Here is a 23,062-nt window from a genome sequence, read left to right as displayed (position 1 = left end):
ACTCAACCGTGATATTGAGCGCGCGGCAACAGTCGGCTGCGGGGCGGATCAGCGCAGCGTAACCCGCCGGCTACGCTGCATCCCGCTCATATCTCCCGGAACGACACCAGGCGGCGTTGCGTCTCGTCCCACAAAACCAGGCGCACGCACTGAAAACTCTGCAGCAGCGTGATGCGGCCGACGTCGCGCAGTTCGGGGTGGTCACTCAGCACGCGCGACAGCCGGTAATAGGGAATACGGCTACTGAGGTGATGCACGTGGTGAATGCCGATATTGGCGGTGAACCAGCGCAACCACGCCGGCAGGTCGTAGTGCGAACTGCCGTGCAGCGCGGCCTGTTGCAGGCTCCAGCCCCCGTTGCGATCCCACACCGTGTGCTCGAACTGGTGCTGGACGTAGAACAGCCATACGCCCGCGGTGCCGGCCAGCAGCGTGATCGGAAGGTGCACGAGCAGAAACGCCTTGATGCCGATGAACCAGGTGAGCGTGGCGACGATGGCGGCGATCGCGAGATTCGTCATCATCGTGCTGGCCCAGGGCTGCCACCCTTTGCGCATCAGGGCGGCTGGCGGCATCCGCTGTTGCAGAAGGAACAGATAGGCCGGCCCGACGCCGAACATGATCAGCGGGTGGCGGTAAAGCCGGTATTTCAGGCGGCCCCATACCGGCAGAGCGCGATATTCGCGGACTGTCAACGTATCGAGATCGCCGATGCCGCGGCGATCGAGATTACCAGTGGTGGCGTGATGAATCGCATGCGTGTGGCGCCAGCAGTCATAGGGCGTCAGCGTGAGCACGCCGAGGACGCGGCCGACCCAGTCATTGGCCAGCCGGCCGGAAAAAAAGGTGCCGTGGCCACAGTCGTGCTGGATCATGAACAGGCGGACGAGAAAGCCGGCGGCCGGGATCGCGATCAGCAACGAAGCCCAGGCATGGCCGAGATGAAACGCGAACCAGGCCGCGGCCCACAGCACGATGAGCGGCAAAGCCGTGATCGCAATCTCGGCAATGCTGCGCAGCCGGCTGGGCGTGGTGTAGCCGCTCAGGATGCGCTGCCAGCGCCGGGCGTTGAGGACGTCGTCGCCGATTTCAGGCGACGGAGTGAGGCCGGAGCCCTCATCTGGCGTGTAGGGCCGCTGGCCAGCTGTGCTTTGCAAAGAAAACCCCTTCTGACGGTGCAACGTGAGATCGCGGACCTGAGGAATCGGGGCCGTCGTCCGTTGATCGATGCTGGAAGAAGGGTCTGAAGCCTGCGCGCCGATAGGTGGGCAACACAAAGCAGCCCAGCCGTTCGGCCAAGTGTCGATATCTGCATATGGACACGATCCGCGGTGGCGTCAAGGACGGGAAAGTACGAGTCATGAACGCCGCGCGGCCAATCCGCGCTGCTGCCTAACGTTCTGCTAATCCCTCTTGGGCGACCAGCCATAGGCCTTGGCGCAGGCCCCGCCCATCAGCATGGCCCGTTCGCCGTCACTCAGGCGGCTGGTCTTGAGGAACGGCTCGACCGCCTGTTCATAATTGACGACGGCGAACGCCCGCGTCCAGTCCGTGCCCCACAGACAGCGCTCAAAACCCCAGGCGTCGAACACGCGCGCGAGCGGATCCCAGATGTCGAGAAAAGGATACGGCTCGCGCGACAACGTGCAGGCGCCGCTGACCTTGATCACGCAATTCGGACGTTTGGCGAGGTCGAGCACCTTTGGAAGGCTCGCCCAGGGTTGGGCGGGCGCCGGCGGCACGCGCGGCTGTAGGATGCCGAGATGGTCGATGATGAACCGCGTGTCGGGATTCCGGTCGATCAGCGCAATACCGGCGTCCAGATTGTCCCAGCACAGGATGTTGAGCGGAAAATCGTAGCGCACGGCCGCACGCGCGATCCGGTCGAGGCCGGGATCGTCAGCCGCGCGCTTCTCCTCCTTCCGCAGCATGACGCGGACACCGACCGCGCCCGGCGTCTTCTTCCATTCCGCGACGACGTCGGCGACGCCGGGATCGTCCGGATCGAGCGGCTTGACGATGGCGAGCCGGCCGGGATGCGCCCGCTGCACCTCCACGGCATAGCTGGCATCGTAACGGTACAGTGAGAACGCCGAGATGAAGATCGCGCCGTCAACGCCCACTCTGTCCATCGCCGCCACCATCTCGTCGCCGGTGACGTGATCCGGCCAGTTCGGCACCGTGTGCCACGGCCGTTTCGGGGTGTTCGCCTCATAGGCATGGACCTGGGAATCGATAATCATCGTCGCCTCCGCTGTTCTCTTTGTCGACGATTTTGGCCAGTGCGACGGGCGCGTGTCCAGAGGGCGCGGGCGCTGTGCTGCAATGCATTCTACGGCGCGCAACCCCGCTGGGGCTCTACGGCCTCCGTGCCGCCGTCAACAACAACTCATTGGGACCTTCCCATCCGTCCGGTCGCTGATACCGGCAGAGGGCGTTTTCCATGTCGGCCCACGCCGCTTCGGCCGTCGCGGGATCCATGCACTTCACGATCTGGATGACGGGGCCCGCCGAAGTCCGAACGAAATTCATATAGTCCTTCACGGTCGGCAGCTTGAAGGGCGCCGCGACCTTCGTCGTCGCGACTTCGAGAAATCCCGCCTCTTTGAATAATTCATCAATCAGTCCGGGCTTGCCGAGACTGAGCAATCCGCCGGACTGATAGGGGTCGGGCGGCGGCACGCCGGCATGCCGCAGCGCCGTCGACATCAACGTTGCCACGCACGGATTGGCCTGCGGTGTCCCGAACACCATCGTGCAGACCGTGCCGCCCGGTTTGAGCACGCGAACCATTTCACGCAGGCCCTGCAGCGGATCGCCGAAAAACATCAGGCCGAGCCGGCAGACGACGACGTCAAACCGCGCGTCTTCGATCTGCAGTTTTTGTCCGTCCGACACGCGGGTCTCGACATGGCGATGACCCGCCGCGGCCGCCCGCTCCGCTGCGAATTGCAGAATGTCGGGCGAGAGATCCGTGGCCAGCACATAGCCGCCAGGCCCTACCCGCTCGGCGATATCAAGGGTCTGGTCCCCCGCGCCGGCGGCCACGTCCAGGACATGCGAGCTGGCTGTGACGGCGGCCATTCCGAGCATGGCCTGTGTCGCCTGGTGCAGCCACGGCCGAATAACGGTGCCGGAGTCATGCCAGCCCTTGGCCGTCCGATTCCATTGCGCTCGCACCGCCGCAGTGGCGGGATCGCTAACCACGGTAGATCCGACTTTCATCGCAGGCACCTCATTCGACTTTGATCCTGCCGTCGCGGACGATGGCTTTCCACTTGACCAACTCGCTCTGCAGGTGCGCCGCGAACTGTGCCCGCGGGCCATTGACCAGCGTGTATCCCAGCGCCCCCAACCGATCCTTCACCTCGGGCAACGCCATGATCTCGCTGACCTGCCGATACCTTCGTTCAACGATGTCGTCAGGCGTTCCCTTGGGAAGCATGATGCCGTCCCAAAACCCGACATCGTGGTTTGCAATGCCCGCTTCGCCGAGCGTTGGAACGTCGGGAAATTCCGGCGCCCGCTTTGTATCCGCGATGGCCAACAGCCGAAGCTTGCCGTCGCGCACCAGCGTGGCGACCACCGGAAGGGTGAGATGCAAAATCTGGGTGTGACCGGCGACGGTCGAGGCAACGGCGGGAGGCCCGCCCTGGAACGGCACGTGTACGATTTCGAGCCCGAGCGAATGCTTGAACAGCCGTTCGCTGGCCAAATGCGGCGACGAACCAAAACCCGGCGAGGCATAATTATACTTGCCCGGGTTTGCCCTCACCAGCGCAGCAAGCTCCCGCATAGTGGTCGCAGGCACCGACGGGTTGACCAAAATGGTTTCCGGCGCCGCCAACAGCAGCGCGACCGGCGCAAAGCTTTCAGGAACGTCGTAAGACAGTTTTTCGCCGATCGCGGATTGCACGACAAAGTTTTGGTTGACGATGACCATCGTGCAGCCGTCCGGCGACGCTCTGGCCGCGGCCGCAGTGCCGATCGCCCCGGCCGCTCCGGGCATGTTCTCGACATGGAAACGGCCACCGGTCTCGGACAGTTTCTGCGCAAGGATCCTTGCGATCACATCATCCGGGGATCCAGGCGGGTACGATACGATGATCTTGACGGATTGCGCGCATTCGGCGCCGACCGGCTGCGCGATCGCAACCGACGCGCCGACGTATATCGCGATCAACCCCGCTATCAGCGGCCACACCCGGCTTTTCATTTCGATCTCCTCAAACGGGTCGCTCCATCAAGGCCGCAAAACCTAGATGACCGTGCCGGCAGCCGTAAGCCGCAGGATTGCGGTACCCCGCCCCAGAAGTGCATAATCGCCCGATGTTCGACTGGAACGATCTGAAGTATCTTTTGGCCGTTGCCCGGCATGGCAGCACCATCGCGGCCGGAAAAGCCCTGGGGCTCAGTCAGTCGACGGTGCAAAGGCGATTGACCGAACTCGAACGCGCGATCCGGCAACCGCTGGTCAAGCGTCATCCATCAGGCTACCGCCTGACCAAATTCGGCAAGGACTTGATACCCTACGCCGAGCGCATCGAAGCGACGGTTTTCGACTTCGAGCGTCGCGTCTCCGACGAGGCACATGACCTCACCGGTGTGATCCGGGTCACCTGCCCCGAACCGATCATCGGCCGCATGACCAAGTCTACGCTCATCGATCGCTTCCAGGCCCGCCACCCCAAACTTCGGATCGAATTTGTTACCAGCGACCGCTACCTCGATCTGTCGAAAGGCGATGCCGACGTCGCCTTCCGCTCCGGCGATACCGACGACGAACTCGTCGGCCGCAAGGTCGCGGATTCGATCTGGGCCGTCTATGCCAGCCGCGGCTACGTCGAGCAGAATGGAAAGCCCGGGAAGGTGGACGACTTGCCGACCCATCAGCTCGTCGGCTTCGACGAAACGCTCAGCATGCACCGAGCATCGATATGGCTCCAGCACGTGGCCCCCGACGTCAAGATGTCGGCGCGCACCAACAGCGTGCTGGGCCTCATCTACGCGGTGAAGTCGGGAATAGGCGTGGGGCCGCTACCCGCCTCGCTCGGCGACGCAGAACCGGATCTCGTGCGCGTACTAGGCCCCATTCCGGAACTGTCGCGAAGCTGGCGGCTGCTGACGCATCCCGATTTGCGGCGGGTGCCGCGTATTGCGGCGTTCTTCGAGTTCATTCTCGAAGAGCGGGAGTTGGTGAAATCGATTCTGGCGTGAGGGGAAATGGGTCGTCGGGCAAGCGGAACAGATAGGTTCCGCGGCAGCAACCGCGAGCGACACAAGAGTCTTTTATGCACACGAGACCGCGGGTGCGGCAAGCACCCGGCCGTCGTCACCCGTGCAGGCGGGTGATCCAGTATTCCAGAGGCGACAGTGATTGAACCGATAGGCCGCGGCGTACCGGATACCCCGCCTTCGCGAGGTACGACGGCATGTTGTGGGGCGGCCACCGCACGCATTGATGTCTTCTGAAATAGGAACACCCTCGCTCCTGCAAATGAATAGCAATTGCGCCTCCCATCTGCGGCTTTGATCTTTAGCACCCCCCTGCTACACCGCCGCCCATGACCAGCACCTCCTCCATCAAGACCAACGTCGCCGCGATCTCGATCTTCGCCAGCGCGGCCATGGCGGTAGCCAAATTCGCCGTCGGCATTGCGATCGGCTCGCTCGCGCTGATCTCGGAAGCCCTGCACTCCTCGGTCGACGTGATCGCCACCATCATCACCTGGCTGGTGGTGCGGGTGTCGGATGCACCGGCCGACGAGGAACATCATTACGGCCACGGCAAGTTCGAGAGCCTGTCAGCGCTGTTCGTCATCGCCCTGCTCTACGTGCTGGCCGGCGGCATCCTGGTCGAATCCTGGAGCCGGCTGAGCGAGGGCGCCCCGCCGCCGACATTCTCGGCGATTGCCTTCGTGGTGCTGGCGGTCGACATCGTGGTGAATTTCTGGCGCGCACGCGCCCTGCATCGCACGGCGCGCGAGACCCGCAGCCAGGCACTGGCGGCCGACGCCCTGCACTTTGCTTCCGATGTGCTCGGCTCGACCGCCGTCATCATCGGGCTGGCGCTGACCGGGCTCGGCTATCCCTGGGGCGATTCGGTCGCCGCCATCGCGGTCGCCGTGATGATCTCGATCCTCGGCCTGCGGCTCGGGCGCTCCACCATCGAAACGCTGCTCGACCGCGCGCCGGAGGGCGTGGCGGAGAAGGCCGCCGCCGCAATAGCGGCGGTGCCAGGCGTGGTCGGCGTCGAGCGCCTACGCGCCCGCATGGTCGGGGCGACCTATTTCATCGACGCCATCGCCAACGTGCCGCGCACCTATCCGATCGACCGCGTCGAGGCGATCAAGAACACCGCGCAAGAGGCGGTCGGCAAGGTGCTGGGCGACGCCGACCTCACCTTCACGCCCGTGCCTGTCGCCCGCGACAATGAGAGCGTCCGCGAGCGCATCATGGTCATCGCCCGCAATTCCGGCCTCGCCGTCCACCATGTCACCGTACACGATCTCGGCGGCCGGTTGACGGTCTCCATCGACCTCGAAGTCGACGGCGACATGCAGCTGTCCGCCGCGCACGACATCGCCCATGAACTCGAGCGCAGCATCCGGGAGGATTTTGGCGAGGATGTCGAGGTCGACACCCATATCGAACCGCTCGAGCCCGAATTGCCGCAGGGCAGCGATGCCGCTCCCGAACGCGTCGAGACCATCAAGGCGGCGCTGGCGCGCTTCGCCGCCGATGGCGCCATCCATGACATCCATAACGTCCGGGTGCGCGACACCGACGCCGGCGAAATCGTCAATTTCCATTGCCGCGCCGCGCCGTCGATGAGCGTCATCAAGGTGCACGAGAACGTCGACGAGATCGAGCGCGCGCTGCGCCGTGCGTTTCCGACCATCAAACGCGTCATCAGCCACGCCGAGCCGCCACGCGCTAAGCTGCACCCATGATCAACGCGTGATCAAGCTCAAATCGGTCGAAGCGGCATCAGCAAGGGGACCGCGCGAGCCGATGGTTGATTCTTATGGTTGGCACCTTCACAGCCCTGCTGCGATATCCGTCGCGGTCGGAACGCTTCTGTCCATCGCGGCATGATCGCCGAGAACGGAACTTTCGCTGCAGCTGTTCGAATATCTGCAGCGCGTTCTCGTTTCGGACTCACCGGCGACGCGGTTAATTCGCGTTGGACAACATTTATTTCGAGTTAACGAATTGTTGACTCTCGACAGCTCGGGAAAACTGGATTCAAATCGGGTTGATTCGGAATGACGCGGGGTTCCTTCCGGACAAGGTGCAAAAGAGCCTTCGGCGGGGGTCTAAAGCATGGCGCGTGCGCATGCCGCGAACGCATGTGTCCAATCCGACTCGATCAAGGGATTGGCTCAGTCGATCGCAAAACCTGCCTATCACCGGCTGCTCACCGCAGAGCCGGCGCTTCGTCGCGCCGTACCGACGCTCATCATTGCCTTCCTCATCACCATCTGTCTCGGCGCATTCGTGCAGGTGATCGACCAGAGCAGGCAGAAGCGCGCCGCCATGAAGCGCGACCTCTCCGCGCTCACCGACCTGCTCGCCGAGCGCCTGGACCGCCTCGGTTCGATCCGGCAGGATCGCGCCGCCAACATCGAGCGGCTGCAGAGCCTGCTGCCCGACCTGATCCCCGCCTGGGGCGTCGCCAGCGGCCGCCACATCATCATCACCGGCGCCGATCACCGGATCATGGCCCGCGTCCCGGTCGAAGGCGGCCTTGGCGACGGTGATCGCGTCCTCGACATCATCAGCGCAGCGCAGTTGCTCACCTCCCCCGGCCAGCAAGGCGTCGTCAGCGACATGCCGCTGCCGAACGGCAATGGCGCGATGGCGATCTCGCGGCTGGTCAAGTCGCTGCCGGGACAGGTCATCGTCATCCAGGAGAAGAATGAGCCGCTGTGGGGTTCGGACGCCGCGTTGTCGGTGACATTGTCCGCCACCACGGGCTTCGTGGTGCTGATCCTCGGCTTCGCTTTCCACTGGCAGTCGACCCGCGCCCGCGAAGGCGACCTCATCAACGACGCGGTGCGCGGCCGGATCGATACCGCGCTCAACCGCGGCCGCTGCGGCCTGTGGGACTGGGACCTCTCGCGCGGAAGGATCTTCTGGTCGGCGTCGATGTTCACAATGCTCGGCCTGGATTCCCGCAACGACCTCCTCACCTTCGGCGAAGTCAACGCGCTGGTGAAATCCGACGACATCGACCTGTTCGCGATCGCCGACCAGATGACCGCCGGCCAGCTCGATCACATCGACCAGACCTTCCGGATGCAGCACACCGACGGCCACTGGATCTGGCTCAGGGTACGCTGCGAACTCAGCCTTGCCACGGGCGACAATGCGCTGCACCTGATCGGCATCGCCGTCGACATCACCGAGCAAAAGAGCCTCGCCGAAAAGACCGTGGAAGCCGACCTGCGGCTGCGCGATGCGATCGAGACCATCCCGGAAGCCTTCGTGCTGTGGGACGCCGAAGATCGCCTGGTGCTCTGCAACTCGCATTTCCAGCGTCTGCACAAGCTCCCGGACACGGCCGTGACCCCCGGCACTTCCTATGAAACGGTGATCGAGGTCGGCACCATGCCGGAGGTGCGCACCCGTCTGCAGGAGACCGGCGTGCACGCGCCGGGCGCCCGCACCTTCGAGGCGCAGCTCGACGACGGCAGCTGGCTGCACATCTCCGAACGCCGTACCAAGGACGGCGGCTACGTCTCGGTCGGCACCGACATCACCCGAATCAAGGAACACGAGCAGAAACTCATTGAGAACGACGCCCGCCTGCGCGCCAACGTGCTCGACCTGAAGCGCTCGCAGGCCGAGCTCGCCGACCTTGCCGAAAAATACTCGCAGGAAAAGAACCGCGCCGAGGAAGCCAACCAGGCGAAATCCAAGTTCCTCGCCAATATGAGCCACGAACTGCGCACGCCGCTGAACGCCATCATCGGCTTCTCCGAAATCATGGGCAGCGGCATGTTCGGCGTGCTCGGCTCCGACAAGTATCAGGAGTACTGTCACGACATCCTGACATCGGGAAAATACCTGCTCGAAGTCATCAACGACATCCTCGACATGTCGAAGATCGAGGCCGGCCGGATGAAGCTCGACAAGGAACAGCTCGACCTGTCGAAGATCCTGGCGGAATCGGTGCGCGTCGTCTCCGGGCGCGCCGATGACAAGCACCTGACACTCGACGCCGATATTGAAAACACCATTTCGCTGACCGCCGACCGTCGCGCCGTCAAGCAGATCTTCGTCAACCTGCTGTCCAACGCCGTCAAGTTCACCCCCGACCAAGGCCGGATCACCGTGCGCAGCCACGTGCTGCCGAACTCGATCGTGCTGATGATCGCCGATACCGGCATCGGCATCGCGCCGGCCTCGCTGCGGCGGCTCGGCAATCCGTTCGAGCAGGTCGAGAGCCAGCTCACCAAGACCTACCAGGGCTCGGGGCTGGGCCTGGCCATCGCCCGCTCGCTGACCAGCCTGCATGGCGGAACGATGCGGCTGCGCTCCAAGCTCGGCACCGGCACCGTGGTCCGCATCACACTCCCCCGCGACGCGCGTTCGGCCGCACTCAAGAGCCAGGTCGCCGCCTGACGCGCGCAAGCTATCGGACGCCGCCTCGATCTTCCAGCGTCGGCGCGACTTCGCGGGCGACCTGCACCAGCGCCGCGATCAGCGGCGTCATCGGATCACGCTGCGGGATCACCAGGCCGACGCTGTAGTCGACCACGGGATCGACGATCGGAATGCTGCGGATGGAATCGGACAGCCCCAGGGTTTCCGCCAGCTTCGCCGGCATCACGCTCGCCCAGCGCCCGGTCTTGACGTGGGTATAGAGTACCAGCAGCGAATTCGACGTCAGAGACGGCGTGGCTTCCGCGCCGACCGAGCGCAACGCGCGGTCGATGATGCGGCGGTTCTGCATGTCCGGCGTCAAAAGGCACAGCGGCACCTGGCCGACTTCCTTCCAGGTAACCTGCTTGCGGTCGCCGAACATGGCGTCGGGCGCCGTCAGCAGGCGATAGCTCTCATTGTAAAGGGGGATGGTGCGAACCTTGCCGATCGGCTCGTTCTCGATATAGGTCAGCCCGGCGTCGACCTCGAGATTTTCCAGAAGGCCCAGCACGTCCGCCGAGGTGCAGGACTGCACCCGAAAGCTCACCTCCGGATAGCGCGCGCGAAACGGCGTCGTCAGCGATGCCACCATGCCGAGCACGGTGGGGATCGCAGCGATCCGGATCTCGCCCGACAGCTTGTCCTTGAGGCTGTTGATCTCCTGGCGCATCGCGCGGGCGTCGCCGACGATGCGCCGCGCCCAGTCCAGCGTGCGCTCGCCCTCCGGCGTAAAACCCTGGAAGCGCGAGCCGCGCTGCACCAGCATCACGCCAAGAATTTCCTCGAGCTGCTTGAGGCTCGTTGACATGGTCGGCTGGGTGACGCCGCAGGCCTCCGCAGCCCGTCCGAAATGCCGCTCCTTGGCGAGCGCCAGCAGAAGTTCAAGCTTGTCGATCAAGGAGATGGTCCGGAAAGTGTGTTGAAAAAGGAGGTCGTCCGACGGCCAGAAATAGCACGGACCGACGGCCATCGGCACGCCAAAAGCAGCGGCCGGCGAGCCGCATTTAGGAACAATTGATTTCGCGTATCACCTCATTTCCCTGTCTTATCGGCGCCCCAAGACCGCAACGCCATGCTATCCTGCGGTGCCGTTACAAAAAGCCGGTGGCGTCGCGCAATCGCGTTGGGAGGCCCCATGATCACGATACCGGAACTGGTCGCGCAGGCGTTGGGAACGTTCCTGGCGTCAGATACCAGAAGCAGGTTTGGTTCCTCCCACGCCCGGCTGGCCGAATTTCTTCCCTATGCCGCCCGGCTCACACTGGAATGCATCGGCAACAGCGATGCGCTGTATCACAACATCGAACACACCATGCTCGTGACCCTGGCCGGACATGACATCCTGATGGGCCGGGCCATGCTGCGGCACACGACAGCAGACGACTACGCCAATTTCATCCTGGCGTGCCTCGCCCACGACATCGGATACGTTCGAGGCATTGTTCAGGGAGACGACGGGGATTCCTATGTCGCCGATCTCACCGGCCGCACCATCCGCTTGGCGCGCGGTTCATCCGATGCTTCGCTGGCGGCCTACCATGTCGACCGCTCAAAGCTGTTCGTGTTCGAGCGGCTCGACACCGCCGAAGAAGTCGATGCGAGCCGGATCGCCCGGGCCATCGAGTACACCCGATTTCCCTATGTCGCCTCGTCGTCAAACGACGAACTGACAGAAGAAGAAGGCCTGCTGCTGCGCGCGGCGGATCTGATCGGGCAACTCGGCGACCCCAACTATTTGAAGAAAGCGAACGCGCTGTTTTACGAGTTCGAGGAAGTCGGCATGAACAAGACCCTCGGCTACGAGACGCCGGCCGACGTCGTCTACAGATATCCGCAGTTCTACTGGAACAACGTCGCGCCCCAGATCCAGACCGCGATACGCTATCTCAACGTCACCTCCAGCGGGCGGCAATGGATCGCCAACCTGCACAGCAACGTTTTCCGGGCCGAGCGCGAGTTGAACCTGTCCGGCCCGCAGCCGTAGCTAACCTCCGGCAACGCCGGCGATGCGCAATCCGTCGACGAACCGTTTGATGAAGTCCGTATCGTTGCAGAAGAAGAACTCCTGCTGCGCCGTTTCGATGTTGTAGTTCGGCTTGCGCTGCAGAACTTCCGCGGCCACCGTTTCCGCCTGCGCCCGGTCCCCGAGATGGCCGAGAGACGCAGCAAGCGTGGCAAAAGCCTGATAGGTGGCGTTAGGCTGCCGCGTCGCCCTCCTCGCGAATTCGACCGCGATATCGTATTCGCCCAGCGAAAAATGCGTCCAGGAGCGGACGTGGTGAAACGCGGAAATATGACTGTCGCGCGGGCTCAGCATGATCGCCCGGTCGAGCAGCGTCTCGGCTTCGAGTTCCCGCCCGTGCCAGAGCATATTGAAGCCCTGCGCGAAATAGGCCTGTGCAAAGCTTGGGTTGAGATCGAGGGACACGTCGAGCGTCGCCAGCGCCTCTTCGTTCTGATGAGTCACGCACAAAACGCGTCCGAGCGCGCAGTGGCAGAAACAATCGAGTTCGTCGAGCGCCACCGCATGACGCGCCTGGCGTAGCGCGGTTTCGAGCCGCGCGGCACGATCAGCGGGCTCGTCGATGAATGCGCGCTGCAGGTTGACATAGCTGAGCGCGCCATGGCCGCGCGCAAAATTCGGATCAGCGTCAATCGCCCGCTGGAAATAGGTTTCGGCCGAGTCGAAGCCCGGTGAGGTGAAGCGCCAGAGATTCCACAGGCCGCGCTGATAGCAATCCCAGGCGTCAAGGCTCTCCGGCGCCTTGCGGGCAGCGAGTTGCTGCTCGACCTTCGACAGTTCGGGCTCGATGGTAGCGGCGATCTGCCGTGCCATCTCCTCCTGGATGTCGAAAATATACTCGAGCTGCAGGTCGTATTTGTCGGCCCACAACTGCTTTCCGTCCGCCGCGCGGACCAGTTCCGCCGTGATCCGCACGGCATCGCGATTCTTGCGAACGCTGCCGACCATCACATACCTGACGCCGAGCAGCTCGCCGATTTCGCGCGCATCCACCACGCGCCCCTGGAACGCAATCGTCGAGTGCCGCGAAATGACCGAAAGCCACCGGTTGCGGGCGATAAGACGAATGATGTCCTCGGTCAGCCCGTAGCTGAAATAGTCGTTCTCGGGATCGTCCGACATGTTTCCAAATGGAATGACGGCGATAGACGATCGCGTGATAGCCTCCGCCTTGACGGATTCCGAGACGACGTCATCAAGACGCGCCACTTCGGAGGAAACCGAAACGTGACCCGGACCGCCGTTCGGACTATCCGGGACAGGCCGGGCCGGCTCCGCATCCGTCACCGGTGCGTCGATGGCCCTGACATCGCCGACGAAGCGAAAACCCCGTTTGTGCAATGTCCGGATCATGGCCTGGTCGTTGCCGTTGTCGCCAAGCGCGCGCCGGGCGCCATTGATGCGGCTGGAGAGCGCCGCCTCCGAAATGATCCGGCCATTCCAGATCGTCTCGATCAGTTCGTCCTTGCTGACGATCCGCTCGTGGTTGCGAACCAGATGAACAATGAGATCGAACACCTGCGGCTCGATATGAACCGCCTCCCCCAGCCGGCGCAGCTCCTGCTGGCCAAGGTCGATCTCGAACTCAGAAAATTGGTATTTTAATACCACTGTCGCGGTTCCAACACGAGGCCAGCCCCCACCGGGCGGGTCACGCTACAAGCTAAGTAAAACCAGCCGCTTCCGGAGGAAAAACAAAGGCCTTCTCAAGAAATCCGTCAAGCGAGAACGCCCAGCTCGATCTACAGACCGGTCAACTACCGCTCAATCGGAGATGACCATGACCGGCTCGTTGCTCAATCCCACCAAGGCGGATTTTTCGCCAGAAGGCGTGTTGCCGCACGAGAGCGCCATGCACCCTCGCGCGAGGATCGGGACCTGCACCGTCGCCAGCCCCCGCGTCCGGCCCACGCGCCTGAAGCGAATTCTCAGCGGCTGGATGGCCGCCGCCAGCGCCTACCGCCAACGGCAGGCAGCGCTGCTCGCGTCGCACCGGGCCAGCGGTCGGAAACTGGACAACGAGCGCATCTACCGCGGCCCGATCGATGACGCCCTCGAGAGAGCCGCGCGGGTTCGCCAGCGCCGACGCCGCAAGCAGTCCTTGAACTAGACCATTGCCCGACGCCCACATTGAAAACCAAGGAGATTTTAGATGTCGATTATGACGCATACCGACCCGAATACAACACGCCCCGCCGTCGCCTCAATGGCAACGCGGATGTTCACCTTGTGCTACGGAGGTCTCGCCTATCTCATTTTCCTCGGGACGTTTCTTTACGCGGTCGGTTTCGTCTCAGGATCCGTCGTGCCCAAGACCGTCGACAAGGCCACAGGCAGCGGACCTTCGGCCCCGCTCTCCACGGCGCTGCTGATCAACCTGGTGGTGATGGCGATCTTCGCCGTGCAGCACAGCGGCATGGCGCGCCGGGGCTTTAAGCAGTTGTTCACGCGCTTTGCCTCGCCGGCGATCGAACGCTCGACCTATGTGCTGCTGGCCAGCCTCTCGCTGATACTGCTGTACTGGCAGTGGCAGCCGATGCCGACGGTGGTCTGGAACATCGAAGCTCCCATTCTCGCCGGCGTCGTGACTGCCTTTGGCTTGCTCGGCTGGCTCATCGTGCTCTACAGCACCTTCCTGATCAGCCATTTCGAGCTGTTCGGATTGACCCAGGTGATCTCGCACTTTGCGGGGCGCGTGACCGAACCGATGAAGTTCAAGACGCCCGGCCTCTATCGCATGATCCGCCACCCGATCTACCTCGGCTTCATCATCGCCTTCTGGTGCACGCCGATCATGACGCTGGGCCATCTGCTGTTCGCCGCGGTGACGACGGCCTACATCTTCGTCGGCATCTACCTCGAAGAGCGCGATCTGATGGCGATGTTCGGCGATCAATACCGAAGCTATCGCCAAAAAGTGGCGATGCTGGTGCCGCGCATTTTCTAAAGTGGACTAAATATCCGGCCTGCGCGCCCGTCGGGACAGCTCCTGGCGGGCGCATCGCTGTGCGTGCTTCAACCGAAGCATCAGGACGTTGGATAAACCTTGATCGCCGCTGGCAATCGCCGATCCCCTCGCGCGACCGATCGTCGCCTGCCGCATTCCGTGGAACAAATAAGGATGCTCGCTGGTCGCGATGGTGACATAACGCCGTTGTTTATCGTTCCAGCTAATTTGGAGTGAGGAGAGGAGCCGATCGATGAAAGCCGAAGACGCCGCCGAGATGATGGACCAGGACAAGCAAAACGACCGCTTCAAGCAGCGGGCGGCGGTCGGCATTGCCATTCTGGCAATGTTGCTGGCCATCACCGGGCTTGGTGGTGCCAACGCCGGCAAGGAGGCGACCAACAACAACATCTATGCCGCGAACCAGTATGCTTTCTACCAGGCCAAGAACATCCGCCAGACCGACTACAACCTCGCGGCCGACGCGATCGAGCTGGCGTTCCTGCAGGACGGAAGCCTCAACGCCGAGGCTAGGGCGGCCCTGAAGGCAAAGGCGGACGCCTACCGCAAGACGGCCGCACGCTATGAGTCCGAGCCCGAGACGCAGGAGGGCAAGAAGGAATTGATTGCGCGAGCCAAGGATTACGAGAGCAAGCGCGACTATGCGCTGAAGCAGGATCCCTACTTCGACTATGCCGAAGCTCTGCTGCAGATTGCCATCGTGCTGATCTCGGTTTCGATCGTCGCGACGCTGCCCTGGCTTGCGATCTTCGGCGGCATCATCGGTGCCGTTGGCGGCCTGCTGATGGTCAACGGTTATACACTGGCGATCGAGATACCGTTTCTGGCGGCATAGAGGTTCGCGAATCGTCGACCTGAAATCGCAGGTGGCGGACGAGCGCCCTCACCCAACCCCGCCCCGCAACAGCGGGGCGAGGGAAAGGTGAGCGGCTTTGCCAACCCGTGTGACTTGCTTTGGGAATCCCTTACATTCCCATGATCGCGATGTCCTTGACCTTGCCGCTGACGCCGGCGATCTTGGCGGCCTCGGTCGCCTTCCCGGTGGCGAGATCGACGCTGTAGAGGGTGTCGCCTGCCATCAGCCAGGCTTCGTTCTTGCCGGCGCCGTCCGACGAGATGTCGAACGCGACGCTGTCCGCCTTGATGCCGAGCTTGCCGATCGCCGCGAGCACGCCGTCGTTCGGCGGCGCCTGCTTGATCAATCCGCCGATGGTGCCGTCGATGTTGAACAGCGCGGTTTCCTTGGCACCCTTCACCGAATTGATGTAGGCGCCGGCAACGATGTTCGGCTTCTCGCCCTTGTGCATGTCGCCGTCGGCATATTTGTGGTCGCCGTCCTTGGTCACCTTGCCGTCATCGACATTGGCGCGCAGGTTCATCCCGTCCGCGCCCATCACGCGCAGGCGGTCCGCCACCGGGTTGAAATCGACCGTCGCGGCGACGCCCTTGGCCAGCATGGTATCGAGCTTCGACTTCATCGTGGCCTTGCCGTCCGCCGCGATGGTCACAATGGTGCCATCGTCGACCAGTCCATAGAGCATGCCGTCGGCCGGACGGACGTCGATGCCGACCAGCGCGCCGGAAATCCCGGTCACCTTGACCGACCCGGTCGCCTTCTTTTGCGCGGTATCGACCATCGCAATGGTGTCGCCGCCGATCAGGGCGGCGACCTGCGCGGCGTTGGCAGCCGCGGAGGACAGCAACAATGCGGCCGAGGCGGCGAAAATTGAGCGAAAATTCATCGTAAAGCTCCCTGTGTTCCGATGATCCTCTCGGGATCAACACAGCGGGTACCGGCGGCGCGGCAAAACGGATGCAGCAACCCAAAAATAATTTTTGGCCAATGCATCCAAATGCCGCATCTCAAGGTAGAACAGCTATGCAAAGGCATAGAAATGACCGGAAATGGCACCATCACCGCGAGCCTGCGGGCTCCCGACCTGCTCGATCGGGAGCGGGAGGCGCAGCTTGCCGCGGCGCTGGCGCGTTGCGCGGCCGGCGACCGTACGGCCCTGCGCGTGATCTATGACAGCGAGGCCTCGCGCATGGTCGGCATCGCCCGCCGCATCCTGTTCCGGCAGGATCTCGCGGAGGAGGCGGTGCACGACGCCTTTATCCGGATCTGGCGTGGCGCAGCCGGGTTCGATTCGCGCCGCGGCAGCGCGCGCGGCTGGCTCTATGCGGTGGTGCGCAACCGCGCGCTCAGCATTCATCGCGACGAGCATCGCTATGAGGCGTCCGATGACAACGTTCAGGACGTCGACTGCGAGGCCACCTTGTCGCGGTTGCCGGAGACCAGTGCGCTGCGCCGGTGTCTGGAACAGATCGACCGCCCGCGCCGCGACGTCGTGGTGCTGGCCTATGTGCACGGCATGAGTCACGGCGAATTGGCAGGACGGCTCAAGGTGCCGCTCGGCACGGTCAAGAGTTGGGTACGGCGCAGCCTGTTTGCGTTGCAGGAGTGCATGGGATGAGCCCGCACGACCTCGATAACGCCATGGCCGGCGATTACGTGATGGGCCTCCTGGACGGCGCGGAACACGCTGCCGCCGAACAGCGCCTTGCGACCGATCAGACGTTTGCGCACGCCGTCAGCGCCTGGCGGGCGCGGCTTGCGGACCTCGATCTCACGGCCGAGGAAACTCCACCGAGCCCGGCGCTCTGGCAGCGAATCGCGGACGCCACCAAGAACGCGCCGGTTGACGCTACCCTGCCCGCCGCGCGAGCCGCGCTGCGTGGCGCCACGCTTTGGCACGACATCAAGTTCTGGCGCGTCGCCGGCATCGGCGGCAGCCTTGCCGCGCTGCTGTTTGCGGTGATCATGATCGGCGCGGTGACGACGTCGCGCCACCTTCGCAACGACCTGATTGCGCTGGCGCAGAGCAAGCCGGTCTACGTCGCCGTGCTGGTGAACGACACCACCAAGGAGGCCGGCGCCATCGTCAACGCATTTTCGAACGGCCGGGTCGAGCTGATTCCGATACGCCCGATCGAGGTTCCCGCCGGCCGCACGCTGCAGGTCTGGACGCTGTGGGACCGCGCTGTCGGTCCGAAATCGATCGGACTCACCGGCCAGTCGCGCACGCTGCAGCTGAATCTGGAATCGCTGCCGGAGACCGTGCAAAACCAGCTGTTCGAGATCACGCTCGAGCCGGAAGGCGGCTCACCGATCGGGCGCCCGACCGGCCCGATCCTGTTCAAGGGCAATGCGGCCCGGGCGTTGTAAACGTCATAGAGCGTTTTCCAGCGAAGTGGAAACCGGTTCGCGTAAAGAAAACGCGTCAAAACAAGAATCTAGAGCCCCGTTCCGATTCAATCGGAACGGAAAAGACTCTAGCCGCCGCCCATCAGCGCCAGAAACACCCGCCTCACCTCGCTTTGCGTCTCGCGCACGCGCGCTTCCAGCGTCGAGAAATCCGGCGTGTCGCCGGCGCGTGCCATCACATGCAACAGGTTATCTCCCGAGGTCTCCGGGTTGAACTTGTCGGTGACGCAGAGCCGGATGATCTGCGTCAGGTCGTGATAGAGCCGGGTCGCCGAGCGCAAGATCTCGGCGTCGGACTGCCGCAGCACGCCGAGGCGCGCGGCGTTGTCGAGCACCTGCAGCGTGGAGACGCTGAGGATTTCGGGTTTTTCCGAAGCATGCACCAGCTGCAGATATTGCGCGATGAAATCGATATCGACCAGGCCGCCGGCGGCGAGCTTGAGGTCCCAGATGTCGTCCTCGCCCTTCTCCTGCGCGATCGCCCGGCGCATGTCGGCGACGTCGCCGGCGGTGGAGGCGGCGTCGCGCGGCCGCGTCAGCACGGCGCGGATGATGCGCTCGATCTTCTCGCGAAACGCCGGTGAAGCCGAAATCACCCGCGCCCGCGTCAGCGCCATGTGCTCCCAGGTCCAGGCTTCGCGTTCCTGATAGTCGGCATAGGAATCGATCCGCGAGGCCAGCGGCCCGGCGCGGCCCGAAGGCCGCAGGCGCATGTCTACGTCATAGAGCACGCCATAATTGGTCCGCGTGGTGAACGCCGAGATCAGCCGCTGGGTCAGCCGCGCGAAATATTGCGCACCGTGCAGCGAGCGCTCGCCGTCGGAATCGGGATGATCGGAATCGAAATCATACAGCAGGATCAGGTCGAGGTCGGAGGATGCCGTCATCTCGCGGCTGCCGAGCCTGCCCATCGCGAGGATCGCGGTTTCCTGCCCCCGGATGCGGCCGTATTGGCCGGCGAACTGATCCGTCACCAGGCCATGCACGGTGTTCACGATGCCCTCGGCCACGTCGGCAAAGGCAACGCTGGCCTGCTGGGCGGAAACCGTGCCGGAGAGAATGCGCGTGCCGATCAGGAACAGGCTCTCCTGTCCGAACAGCCGCAGCCGGTCGAGGAAGTCTTCGTAGGAGGCAGCGTCCTTCAGCGTCCCCGCCAGCCGCGCCGAGAGTTCCTTCTGGTCCGGCATCGCGCCGAAGAAACGCGGATCGATCAGGCCGTCCATGATCTGCGGCTGGCGCGCCAGCATGTCGCCGAGCCGCGGCGCGGCACCCAGGATCAGCGCCACCAGCGCCACCAGATCCCGGTTCTCTCTCAGCAACGAGATCAGCCGGCCGCCACGCTGCAAGGCGCCGAGAAAACGGTCGAACGCGATGACAGCGTCATCCGGATCCTCGGCATGCGCCAGCCCGTGGATCAGCCCGGGCACGAATTCGATGAAGGCGGCTTTTGTGGCTTCGTTGCGTAACCCGCGGTAGTTTCCCTCCATCCAGAGCTGCACCGTGCCGGCGACCGCGACCGGCTTCTTGAAGCCGAGATTCGCCAGATGGTCGAGTAGGCGGGGATCCTCAGGGCCTGCGGCGTAATTGACCTCCGGCAGCTTCACCGTGCCGGTCGGATCGCCCTCGAACAGTTTTCCGTAATGCCCCTGCACGATGTTGAGGTGGCCGAGCAGATCCTTTGCGAAGGCCGCCCGGCTCTCATAGCCGAAGAAGTTGGCAAAGCGCTCGACGGCCTCGGCGTCGTCCGGCAACGCGTGCGTCTGCTCGTCCGCAATCATCTGCAGCCGGTGCTCGACGCGGCGCAGGAACTCGTAGGCCACCGTCAGCTCCTCGCAGGCCTGAAGCGTGATCCAGTTGCTGGCGGCCAGCACCTGCAACGCCTGCAGCGTCGGGCGCACGCGCAATTCCGGGTGACGGCCGCCGGCAATGAGCTGCTGGGTCTGCGCGAAGAACTCGATCTCGCGGATGCCGCCGCGGCCGACCTTGACGTTGTGCCCCTCGACCGCGATTTCGCTCTGGCCGCGATAGGTCTGCATCTGCCGCTTCATGTCGTGGACATCGGCGAGTGCTGCGAAATCCAGGTGCTTGCGCCAGACGAACGGTGCAAGTTCCGCGACCAGCGCCGCGCCCGCCCTGGCGTCGCCGGCGCAAACCCGGGCCTTGATCATCGCCGCGCGCTCCCAGGTCCGCCCTTCCCGCTCGTAATAATGCAGCGCCGCGTCGGTCGAGATCGCCACTTGCGTCGAGGCCGGATCTGGTCGCAGCCGCAGATCGACCCGGAACACGTAGCCCTCGCCGGAGCGTTGCTGCAGCAGGCGGGCGAGCGCCTGCGTCACGCGCACGAAGAACGGCGCCGGTTCGATGTCGGCCGCAAGCGAGGTCGCGGCCGGATCGAAGAACACGATCAGGTCGATGTCGCTGGAATAATTCAGTTCGCCCGCGCCCATCTTACCCATCGCGAGCACGATCAGCCCGCAGCCTTCCTCCGGCCGGTCCGGATCGGCGGCGGTCATGCGGCCGCGCACGGCCTCCTGCCGGAGCAGGAAGCGCAGCGCCGCCTGGACCGAATTGACCGCCAGATCGGTCAGCGCCGCCGTCACCCGCATCACCGGCCAGACCCCGCCGATGTCGCACAGCGCGATCATGAGCGCGGCCTCCGACTTCATGCGACGAAGCAACTGCATCACGTCGGCATCGCTCGCAGCGGCGAGCACATCGCGCGAGGTATTCTCGATCAGCGCGGTAAGATGCGCTTCCGGGTCGCAGGCCAAAAGACGGATCAGCCGCGCGGCATCGGCGCGGACCAGGTCGAACAGGTACGGCGAGAACTCGGCGATACCGAGCAGGATGGCGCGGGCGGCCGGAGGATTCAGCCATGCGCCGATCTCGGCCGCCTGCTGCGGCTCCAGTTCGGCGAGCCAGTCGTTCAAGCGTTGTTCGGCGGTGCTGCTGGCAGTGACATGCGGCCCGCTCACGAACCGCGCGGCCAGGGCGGAGGCGTTCATGCCACCTTCTGTGGCACATCCTGCGTTTGGGCCGCAAGCCTGTCGCCCGCGGCGGATCGGGCCGGTATGACGAGCGTCGCGGTCAGGCCGGGATGGGAGTCGCCGAGCCTGAGTTCACCCCCGTGCAGGGTGGCGACCGCCGACGCCAGGCTCAGGCCAAGCCCGGAACCCGGCAGCGTCCGGCTGGCTTCCAGCCGCACGAACCGCTCCACCGCGTGCTTGCGGTCGGCTTCGGGAATACCCGGCCCGTGGTCGGTGACGCTGAGCAGCACATGGTCGTTCTCGCGGCGCGCCTCGATGAGGATCTCCCTGTTCCGCGCGGCGACGGCGGAATCCAGCGGCTGCACCACCGGCGACGGCTTGCCGTATTTGATGGCGTTCTCGACCAGATTGGCGAGCGCCTGACTGATCAGTTCGCGGTTGCCGTGCAGCCGCGCGGTCGCGGCCTTGACCCGCAGGGTCATGCCGTCGTCCTCGGCGAGTGGCTCGTACAATTCGTGAATGCCCCGGGCGACGTCGGCGGCGTCGAAGTCGTCCATGTTGCCGCGCGCCTGGCCCGACTCGGCACGCGCGATCATCAGCAGCGCATTGAACGTGCGGATCAGGCCGTCGGATTCCTCGATGGTGCGTTCCAGCGCGGCGCGATAGTCGGCCTCGCTTCCGGAACGCGCCAGCGCCTCCTCGGCGCGGTTGCGCATCCGCGTCAGCGGCGTCTTCAGGTCATGGGCGATGTTGTCGGAGACTTCCTTCAGCCCTGTCATCAGCGCCTCGATGCGCTCCAGCATCGCGTTGAGATTCCCAGCGAGACGATCGAGTTCGTCGCCCGATCGCCCGACCGGAAGGCGTCCGGAGAGGTCGCCGGCCATGATGCGCTGGGTGGTGCCGGTCATCGCGTCGATCCGGCGCAGTACCCGCCGCGACACGAAGATGCCGCCGCCGATACCGAGCACGATAACAACAAGCAGGGACCATTGCGCGGCTTTGGCGACGATGCCGAACAGACGCCGCCGCTCCTCGAGGTCGCGGCCGACCAGGAGGCGGAAACCGTTGGTGAGTTCGGTGACATGCACCAGCGCACGATGCTCCGCCGTGTCGCGCTCGTCGAGCCGGCGATAGCGGGTTTCCGACCAGCCGGTCGAGGCCATCACCCCCGGCGCCAGCGCATCGACATTGCCGGCGATGGCTTTGCCCTCGGGCGTGGTGACGAGATAGAGATTGGCGCCCGGCCGCAGCGTGCGGTTCTCAATCGTGGGGACGAGCAGGCGCAAGCCGCGGCGTGTATAGATGTCGACGATCTCGGCGGTTTCGGTGGTCACCGTGGCGGTGATCTGCTCGTTGATCAGCCGCCGGGTATTCCAGGCGAAATAACCGAGCAGCGACGCCGCAAACAGCGCAAACAAAAACAGATAGACCAGCGTCAGCCGAAACGCCGTGGTGCGGACCAGTTTACCGAAGGCCGTCACGGATCATGTATCCGGCGCCGCGGATCGTATGCAGCAAGGGCCGTTCAAAACCCTTGTCGATCTTGGAGCGCAGCCGCGAAATATGCACGTCGATGACGTTAGTTTGCGGATCGAAATGATAATCCCAGACGTTTTCCAGAAGCATGGTGCGGGTCACCACCTGGCCGGCATGCTTCATCAGATATTCCAGCAGGCGAAACTCGCGCGGCTGCAGCGTCAGTTCGTCCTTGCCGCGGGCGACGCGGTGCGAGAGCCGATCGAGTTCGAGGTCGCCGACGCGGTAGGTGGTCTCTTCGGCGGGGCCGACATTGCGGCGCGACAGCACCTCGACGCGCGCCTGCAACTCGGCGAATGAATAAGGCTTCGGCAGATAGTCGTCGCCGCCGGCGCGGAGGCCCTTGATGCGGTCATCGACCTGGCCGAGCGCGGAGAGGATCAGCACCGGCGTGCGGTTGCCCTTGTCGCGTAGGGCGCCGATCACCGACAGGCCGTCGCGCTTGGGCAGCATGCGGTCCACCACCAGCACGTCGTAATCGCCGCCGTCGGCCATCGACAGGCCCTCCTCGCCATCGCTGGCGAGATCGGCGACGTGGCCGACTTCACGGAACGCCTTGACCAGATAGTCGGCGGACTCGCGATCGTCTTCGATGATCAGCAGGCGCATTTGCGGAGCGGTTGCGGTCACAG

19 protein-coding genes are annotated in these 23,062 nt (G+C 64.0%); 9 read left to right on the top strand and 10 right to left on the bottom strand.

What is annotated here, in order from left to right:
* Positions 1–86: 86 nt before the first annotated feature.
* The 4 genes from QUH67_RS12585 to QUH67_RS12570 form a co-directional block, all read right to left on the bottom strand.
* Positions 87–1,088, bottom strand: coding sequence for a fatty acid desaturase (locus QUH67_RS12585; RefSeq protein ID WP_300948021.1), 1,002 nt, complete (start codon positions 1,086–1,088; stop codon positions 87–89).
* A gap of 315 nt (positions 1,089–1,403) precedes the next feature.
* Positions 1,404–2,243 (bottom strand): amidohydrolase family protein, encoded by an 840-nt coding sequence (locus QUH67_RS12580; protein WP_300947013.1) that lies wholly within the window; start codon positions 2,241–2,243, stop codon positions 1,404–1,406.
* A gap of 115 nt (positions 2,244–2,358) precedes the next feature.
* On the bottom strand, positions 2,359–3,225 hold the full coding sequence (locus QUH67_RS12575; protein ID WP_300947012.1) for a class I SAM-dependent methyltransferase: 867 nt from the start codon (positions 3,223–3,225) through the stop codon (positions 2,359–2,361).
* A 10-nt stretch (positions 3,226–3,235) separates the two neighbouring features.
* The gene (locus tag QUH67_RS12570) at positions 3,236–4,216 is read right to left on the bottom strand and encodes a tripartite tricarboxylate transporter substrate-binding protein (RefSeq protein WP_300947011.1); all 981 of its coding nucleotides are present in this window, start codon (positions 4,214–4,216) and stop codon (positions 3,236–3,238) included.
* 113 nt (positions 4,217–4,329) lie between these two features.
* On the opposite strand from QUH67_RS12570, the gene QUH67_RS12565 reads away from it, so the two are divergent.
* The 3 genes from QUH67_RS12565 (at position 4,330) to QUH67_RS12555 (ending at position 9,630) form a co-directional block, all read left to right on the top strand.
* Positions 4,330–5,217, top strand: a complete 888-nt coding sequence (locus QUH67_RS12565; protein WP_300947010.1) for a LysR family transcriptional regulator — start codon at positions 4,330–4,332, stop codon at positions 5,215–5,217.
* Between the two features lie 347 nt (positions 5,218–5,564).
* Positions 5,565–6,953, top strand: coding sequence for a cation diffusion facilitator family transporter (locus QUH67_RS12560; protein WP_300947009.1), 1,389 nt, complete (start codon positions 5,565–5,567; stop codon positions 6,951–6,953).
* 373 nt (positions 6,954–7,326) lie between these two features.
* On the top strand, positions 7,327–9,630 hold the full coding sequence (locus QUH67_RS12555) for a PAS domain-containing sensor histidine kinase (RefSeq protein ID WP_300947008.1): 2,304 nt from the start codon (positions 7,327–7,329) through the stop codon (positions 9,628–9,630).
* A gap of 10 nt (positions 9,631–9,640) precedes the next feature.
* Here QUH67_RS12555 and QUH67_RS12550 read toward each other — a convergent pair whose 3' ends face one another.
* Positions 9,641–10,549: a LysR family transcriptional regulator gene (locus QUH67_RS12550; protein ID WP_300947007.1), complete on the bottom strand. Its 909-nt coding sequence runs from the start codon at positions 10,547–10,549 to the stop codon at positions 9,641–9,643.
* Between the two features lie 237 nt (positions 10,550–10,786).
* On the opposite strand from QUH67_RS12550, the gene QUH67_RS12545 reads away from it, so the two are divergent.
* Complete coding sequence (locus tag QUH67_RS12545; RefSeq protein ID WP_300947006.1) at positions 10,787–11,635, top strand: metal-dependent phosphohydrolase; 849 nt, start codon at positions 10,787–10,789, stop codon at positions 11,633–11,635.
* On the opposite strand, the gene QUH67_RS12540 is transcribed toward QUH67_RS12545, so the two are convergent.
* A complete protein-coding gene (locus QUH67_RS12540; protein WP_300947005.1) occupies positions 11,636–13,285 on the bottom strand; it encodes a winged helix-turn-helix domain-containing tetratricopeptide repeat protein in 1,650 nt (549 codons plus the stop codon). It abuts the gene before it with no gap.
* Positions 13,286–13,454: 169 nt separating this feature from the next.
* On the opposite strand from QUH67_RS12540, the gene QUH67_RS12535 reads away from it, so the two are divergent.
* The 3 genes from QUH67_RS12535 to QUH67_RS12525 all read left to right on the top strand — a co-directional run bounded on the left by QUH67_RS12535 (position 13,455) and on the right by QUH67_RS12525 (position 15,477).
* Entirely contained in the window at positions 13,455–13,784 is a 330-nt protein-coding gene (locus QUH67_RS12535; RefSeq protein ID WP_300947004.1) for a hypothetical protein, read from the top strand.
* 42 nt (positions 13,785–13,826) lie between these two features.
* Complete coding sequence (gene mddA / locus QUH67_RS12530; protein ID WP_320416137.1) at positions 13,827–14,621, top strand: methanethiol S-methyltransferase; 795 nt, start codon at positions 13,827–13,829, stop codon at positions 14,619–14,621.
* Positions 14,622–14,874: 253 nt separating this feature from the next.
* Positions 14,875–15,477 carry a DUF4337 domain-containing protein gene (locus QUH67_RS12525; protein WP_300947003.1) on the top strand — a complete coding sequence of 201 codons (603 nt, stop codon included), beginning with the start codon at positions 14,875–14,877 and terminating at the stop codon, positions 15,475–15,477.
* 130 nt (positions 15,478–15,607) lie between these two features.
* Here QUH67_RS12525 and QUH67_RS12520 read toward each other — a convergent pair whose 3' ends face one another.
* On the bottom strand, positions 15,608–16,384 hold the full coding sequence (locus QUH67_RS12520; protein WP_300947002.1) for a DUF4394 domain-containing protein: 777 nt from the start codon (positions 16,382–16,384) through the stop codon (positions 15,608–15,610).
* A gap of 153 nt (positions 16,385–16,537) precedes the next feature.
* Between QUH67_RS12520 and QUH67_RS12515 the strand changes: the two genes are divergently transcribed.
* Together QUH67_RS12515 and QUH67_RS12510 are read left to right on the top strand one after the other, a co-directional pair.
* Positions 16,538–17,116, top strand: coding sequence for a sigma-70 family RNA polymerase sigma factor (locus QUH67_RS12515; RefSeq protein ID WP_300947001.1), 579 nt, complete (start codon positions 16,538–16,540; stop codon positions 17,114–17,116).
* Positions 17,113–17,868, top strand: coding sequence for an anti-sigma factor (locus tag QUH67_RS12510; protein WP_300947000.1), 756 nt, complete (start codon positions 17,113–17,115; stop codon positions 17,866–17,868). Before QUH67_RS12515 ends, QUH67_RS12510 begins: the two co-directional genes overlap by 4 nt.
* A 107-nt stretch (positions 17,869–17,975) precedes the next feature.
* Here QUH67_RS12510 and QUH67_RS12505 read toward each other — a convergent pair whose 3' ends face one another.
* The 3 genes from QUH67_RS12505 to QUH67_RS12495 are packed head-to-tail and all read right to left on the bottom strand — an operon-like array spanning position 17,976 to position 23,039.
* A complete protein-coding gene (locus QUH67_RS12505) occupies positions 17,976–20,912 on the bottom strand; it encodes a bifunctional [glutamine synthetase] adenylyltransferase/[glutamine synthetase]-adenylyl-L-tyrosine phosphorylase (protein ID WP_300946999.1) in 2,937 nt (978 codons plus the stop codon).
* Positions 20,909–22,375: a sensor histidine kinase gene (locus tag QUH67_RS12500; RefSeq protein ID WP_300946998.1), complete on the bottom strand. Its 1,467-nt coding sequence runs from the start codon at positions 22,373–22,375 to the stop codon at positions 20,909–20,911. The genes QUH67_RS12505 and QUH67_RS12500 overlap by 4 nt, the downstream gene beginning before the upstream one ends.
* A complete protein-coding gene (locus tag QUH67_RS12495; RefSeq protein ID WP_300948019.1) occupies positions 22,359–23,039 on the bottom strand; it encodes a response regulator transcription factor in 681 nt (226 codons plus the stop codon). Before QUH67_RS12495 ends, QUH67_RS12500 begins: the two co-directional genes overlap by 17 nt.
* Positions 23,040–23,062 lie beyond the last annotated feature (23 nt).

It is taken from the genome of Bradyrhizobium roseum, assembly GCF_030413175.1.
Classification (GTDB): Bacteria; Pseudomonadota; Alphaproteobacteria; order Rhizobiales; family Xanthobacteraceae; genus Bradyrhizobium; species Bradyrhizobium roseum.
Note: the sequence above shows the minus strand (reverse complement) of the source record. Positions and strands in the feature narration are given on the sequence as shown.

What these genes read in the sequence shown, in the direction of transcription:
- QUH67_RS12580 (WP_300947013.1), bottom strand. Translation starts at nt 2,243, where the DNA reads ATGATTATCGATTCCCAGGTCCATGCCTATGAGGCGAACACCCCGAAA.
- QUH67_RS12575 (WP_300947012.1), bottom strand. Translation starts at nt 3,225, where the DNA reads ATGAAAGTCGGATCTACCGTGGTTAGCGATCCCGCCACTGCGGCGGTG.
- QUH67_RS12570 (WP_300947011.1), bottom strand. Translation starts at nt 4,216, where the DNA reads ATGAAAAGCCGGGTGTGGCCGCTGATAGCGGGGTTGATCGCGATATAC.
- QUH67_RS12565 (WP_300947010.1), top strand. Translation starts at nt 4,330, where the DNA reads ATGTTCGACTGGAACGATCTGAAGTATCTTTTGGCCGTTGCCCGGCAT.
- QUH67_RS12560 (WP_300947009.1), top strand. Translation starts at nt 5,565, where the DNA reads ATGACCAGCACCTCCTCCATCAAGACCAACGTCGCCGCGATCTCGATC.
- QUH67_RS12555 (WP_300947008.1), top strand. Translation starts at nt 7,327, where the DNA reads ATGGCGCGTGCGCATGCCGCGAACGCATGTGTCCAATCCGACTCGATC.
- QUH67_RS12545 (WP_300947006.1), top strand. Translation starts at nt 10,787, where the DNA reads ATGATCACGATACCGGAACTGGTCGCGCAGGCGTTGGGAACGTTCCTG.
- QUH67_RS12535 (WP_300947004.1), top strand. Translation starts at nt 13,455, where the DNA reads ATGACCGGCTCGTTGCTCAATCCCACCAAGGCGGATTTTTCGCCAGAA.
- mddA (WP_320416137.1), top strand. Translation starts at nt 13,827, where the DNA reads ATGTCGATTATGACGCATACCGACCCGAATACAACACGCCCCGCCGTC.
- QUH67_RS12525 (WP_300947003.1), top strand. Translation starts at nt 14,875, where the DNA reads ATGAAAGCCGAAGACGCCGCCGAGATGATGGACCAGGACAAGCAAAAC.
- QUH67_RS12520 (WP_300947002.1), bottom strand. Translation starts at nt 16,384, where the DNA reads ATGAATTTTCGCTCAATTTTCGCCGCCTCGGCCGCATTGTTGCTGTCC.
- QUH67_RS12515 (WP_300947001.1), top strand. Translation starts at nt 16,538, where the DNA reads ATGACCGGAAATGGCACCATCACCGCGAGCCTGCGGGCTCCCGACCTG.
- QUH67_RS12510 (WP_300947000.1), top strand. Translation starts at nt 17,113, where the DNA reads ATGAGCCCGCACGACCTCGATAACGCCATGGCCGGCGATTACGTGATG.
- QUH67_RS12505 (WP_300946999.1), bottom strand. Translation starts at nt 20,912, where the DNA reads ATGAACGCCTCCGCCCTGGCCGCGCGGTTCGTGAGCGGGCCGCATGTC.
- QUH67_RS12495 (WP_300948019.1), bottom strand. Translation starts at nt 23,039, where the DNA reads ATGCGCCTGCTGATCATCGAAGACGATCGCGAGTCCGCCGACTATCTG.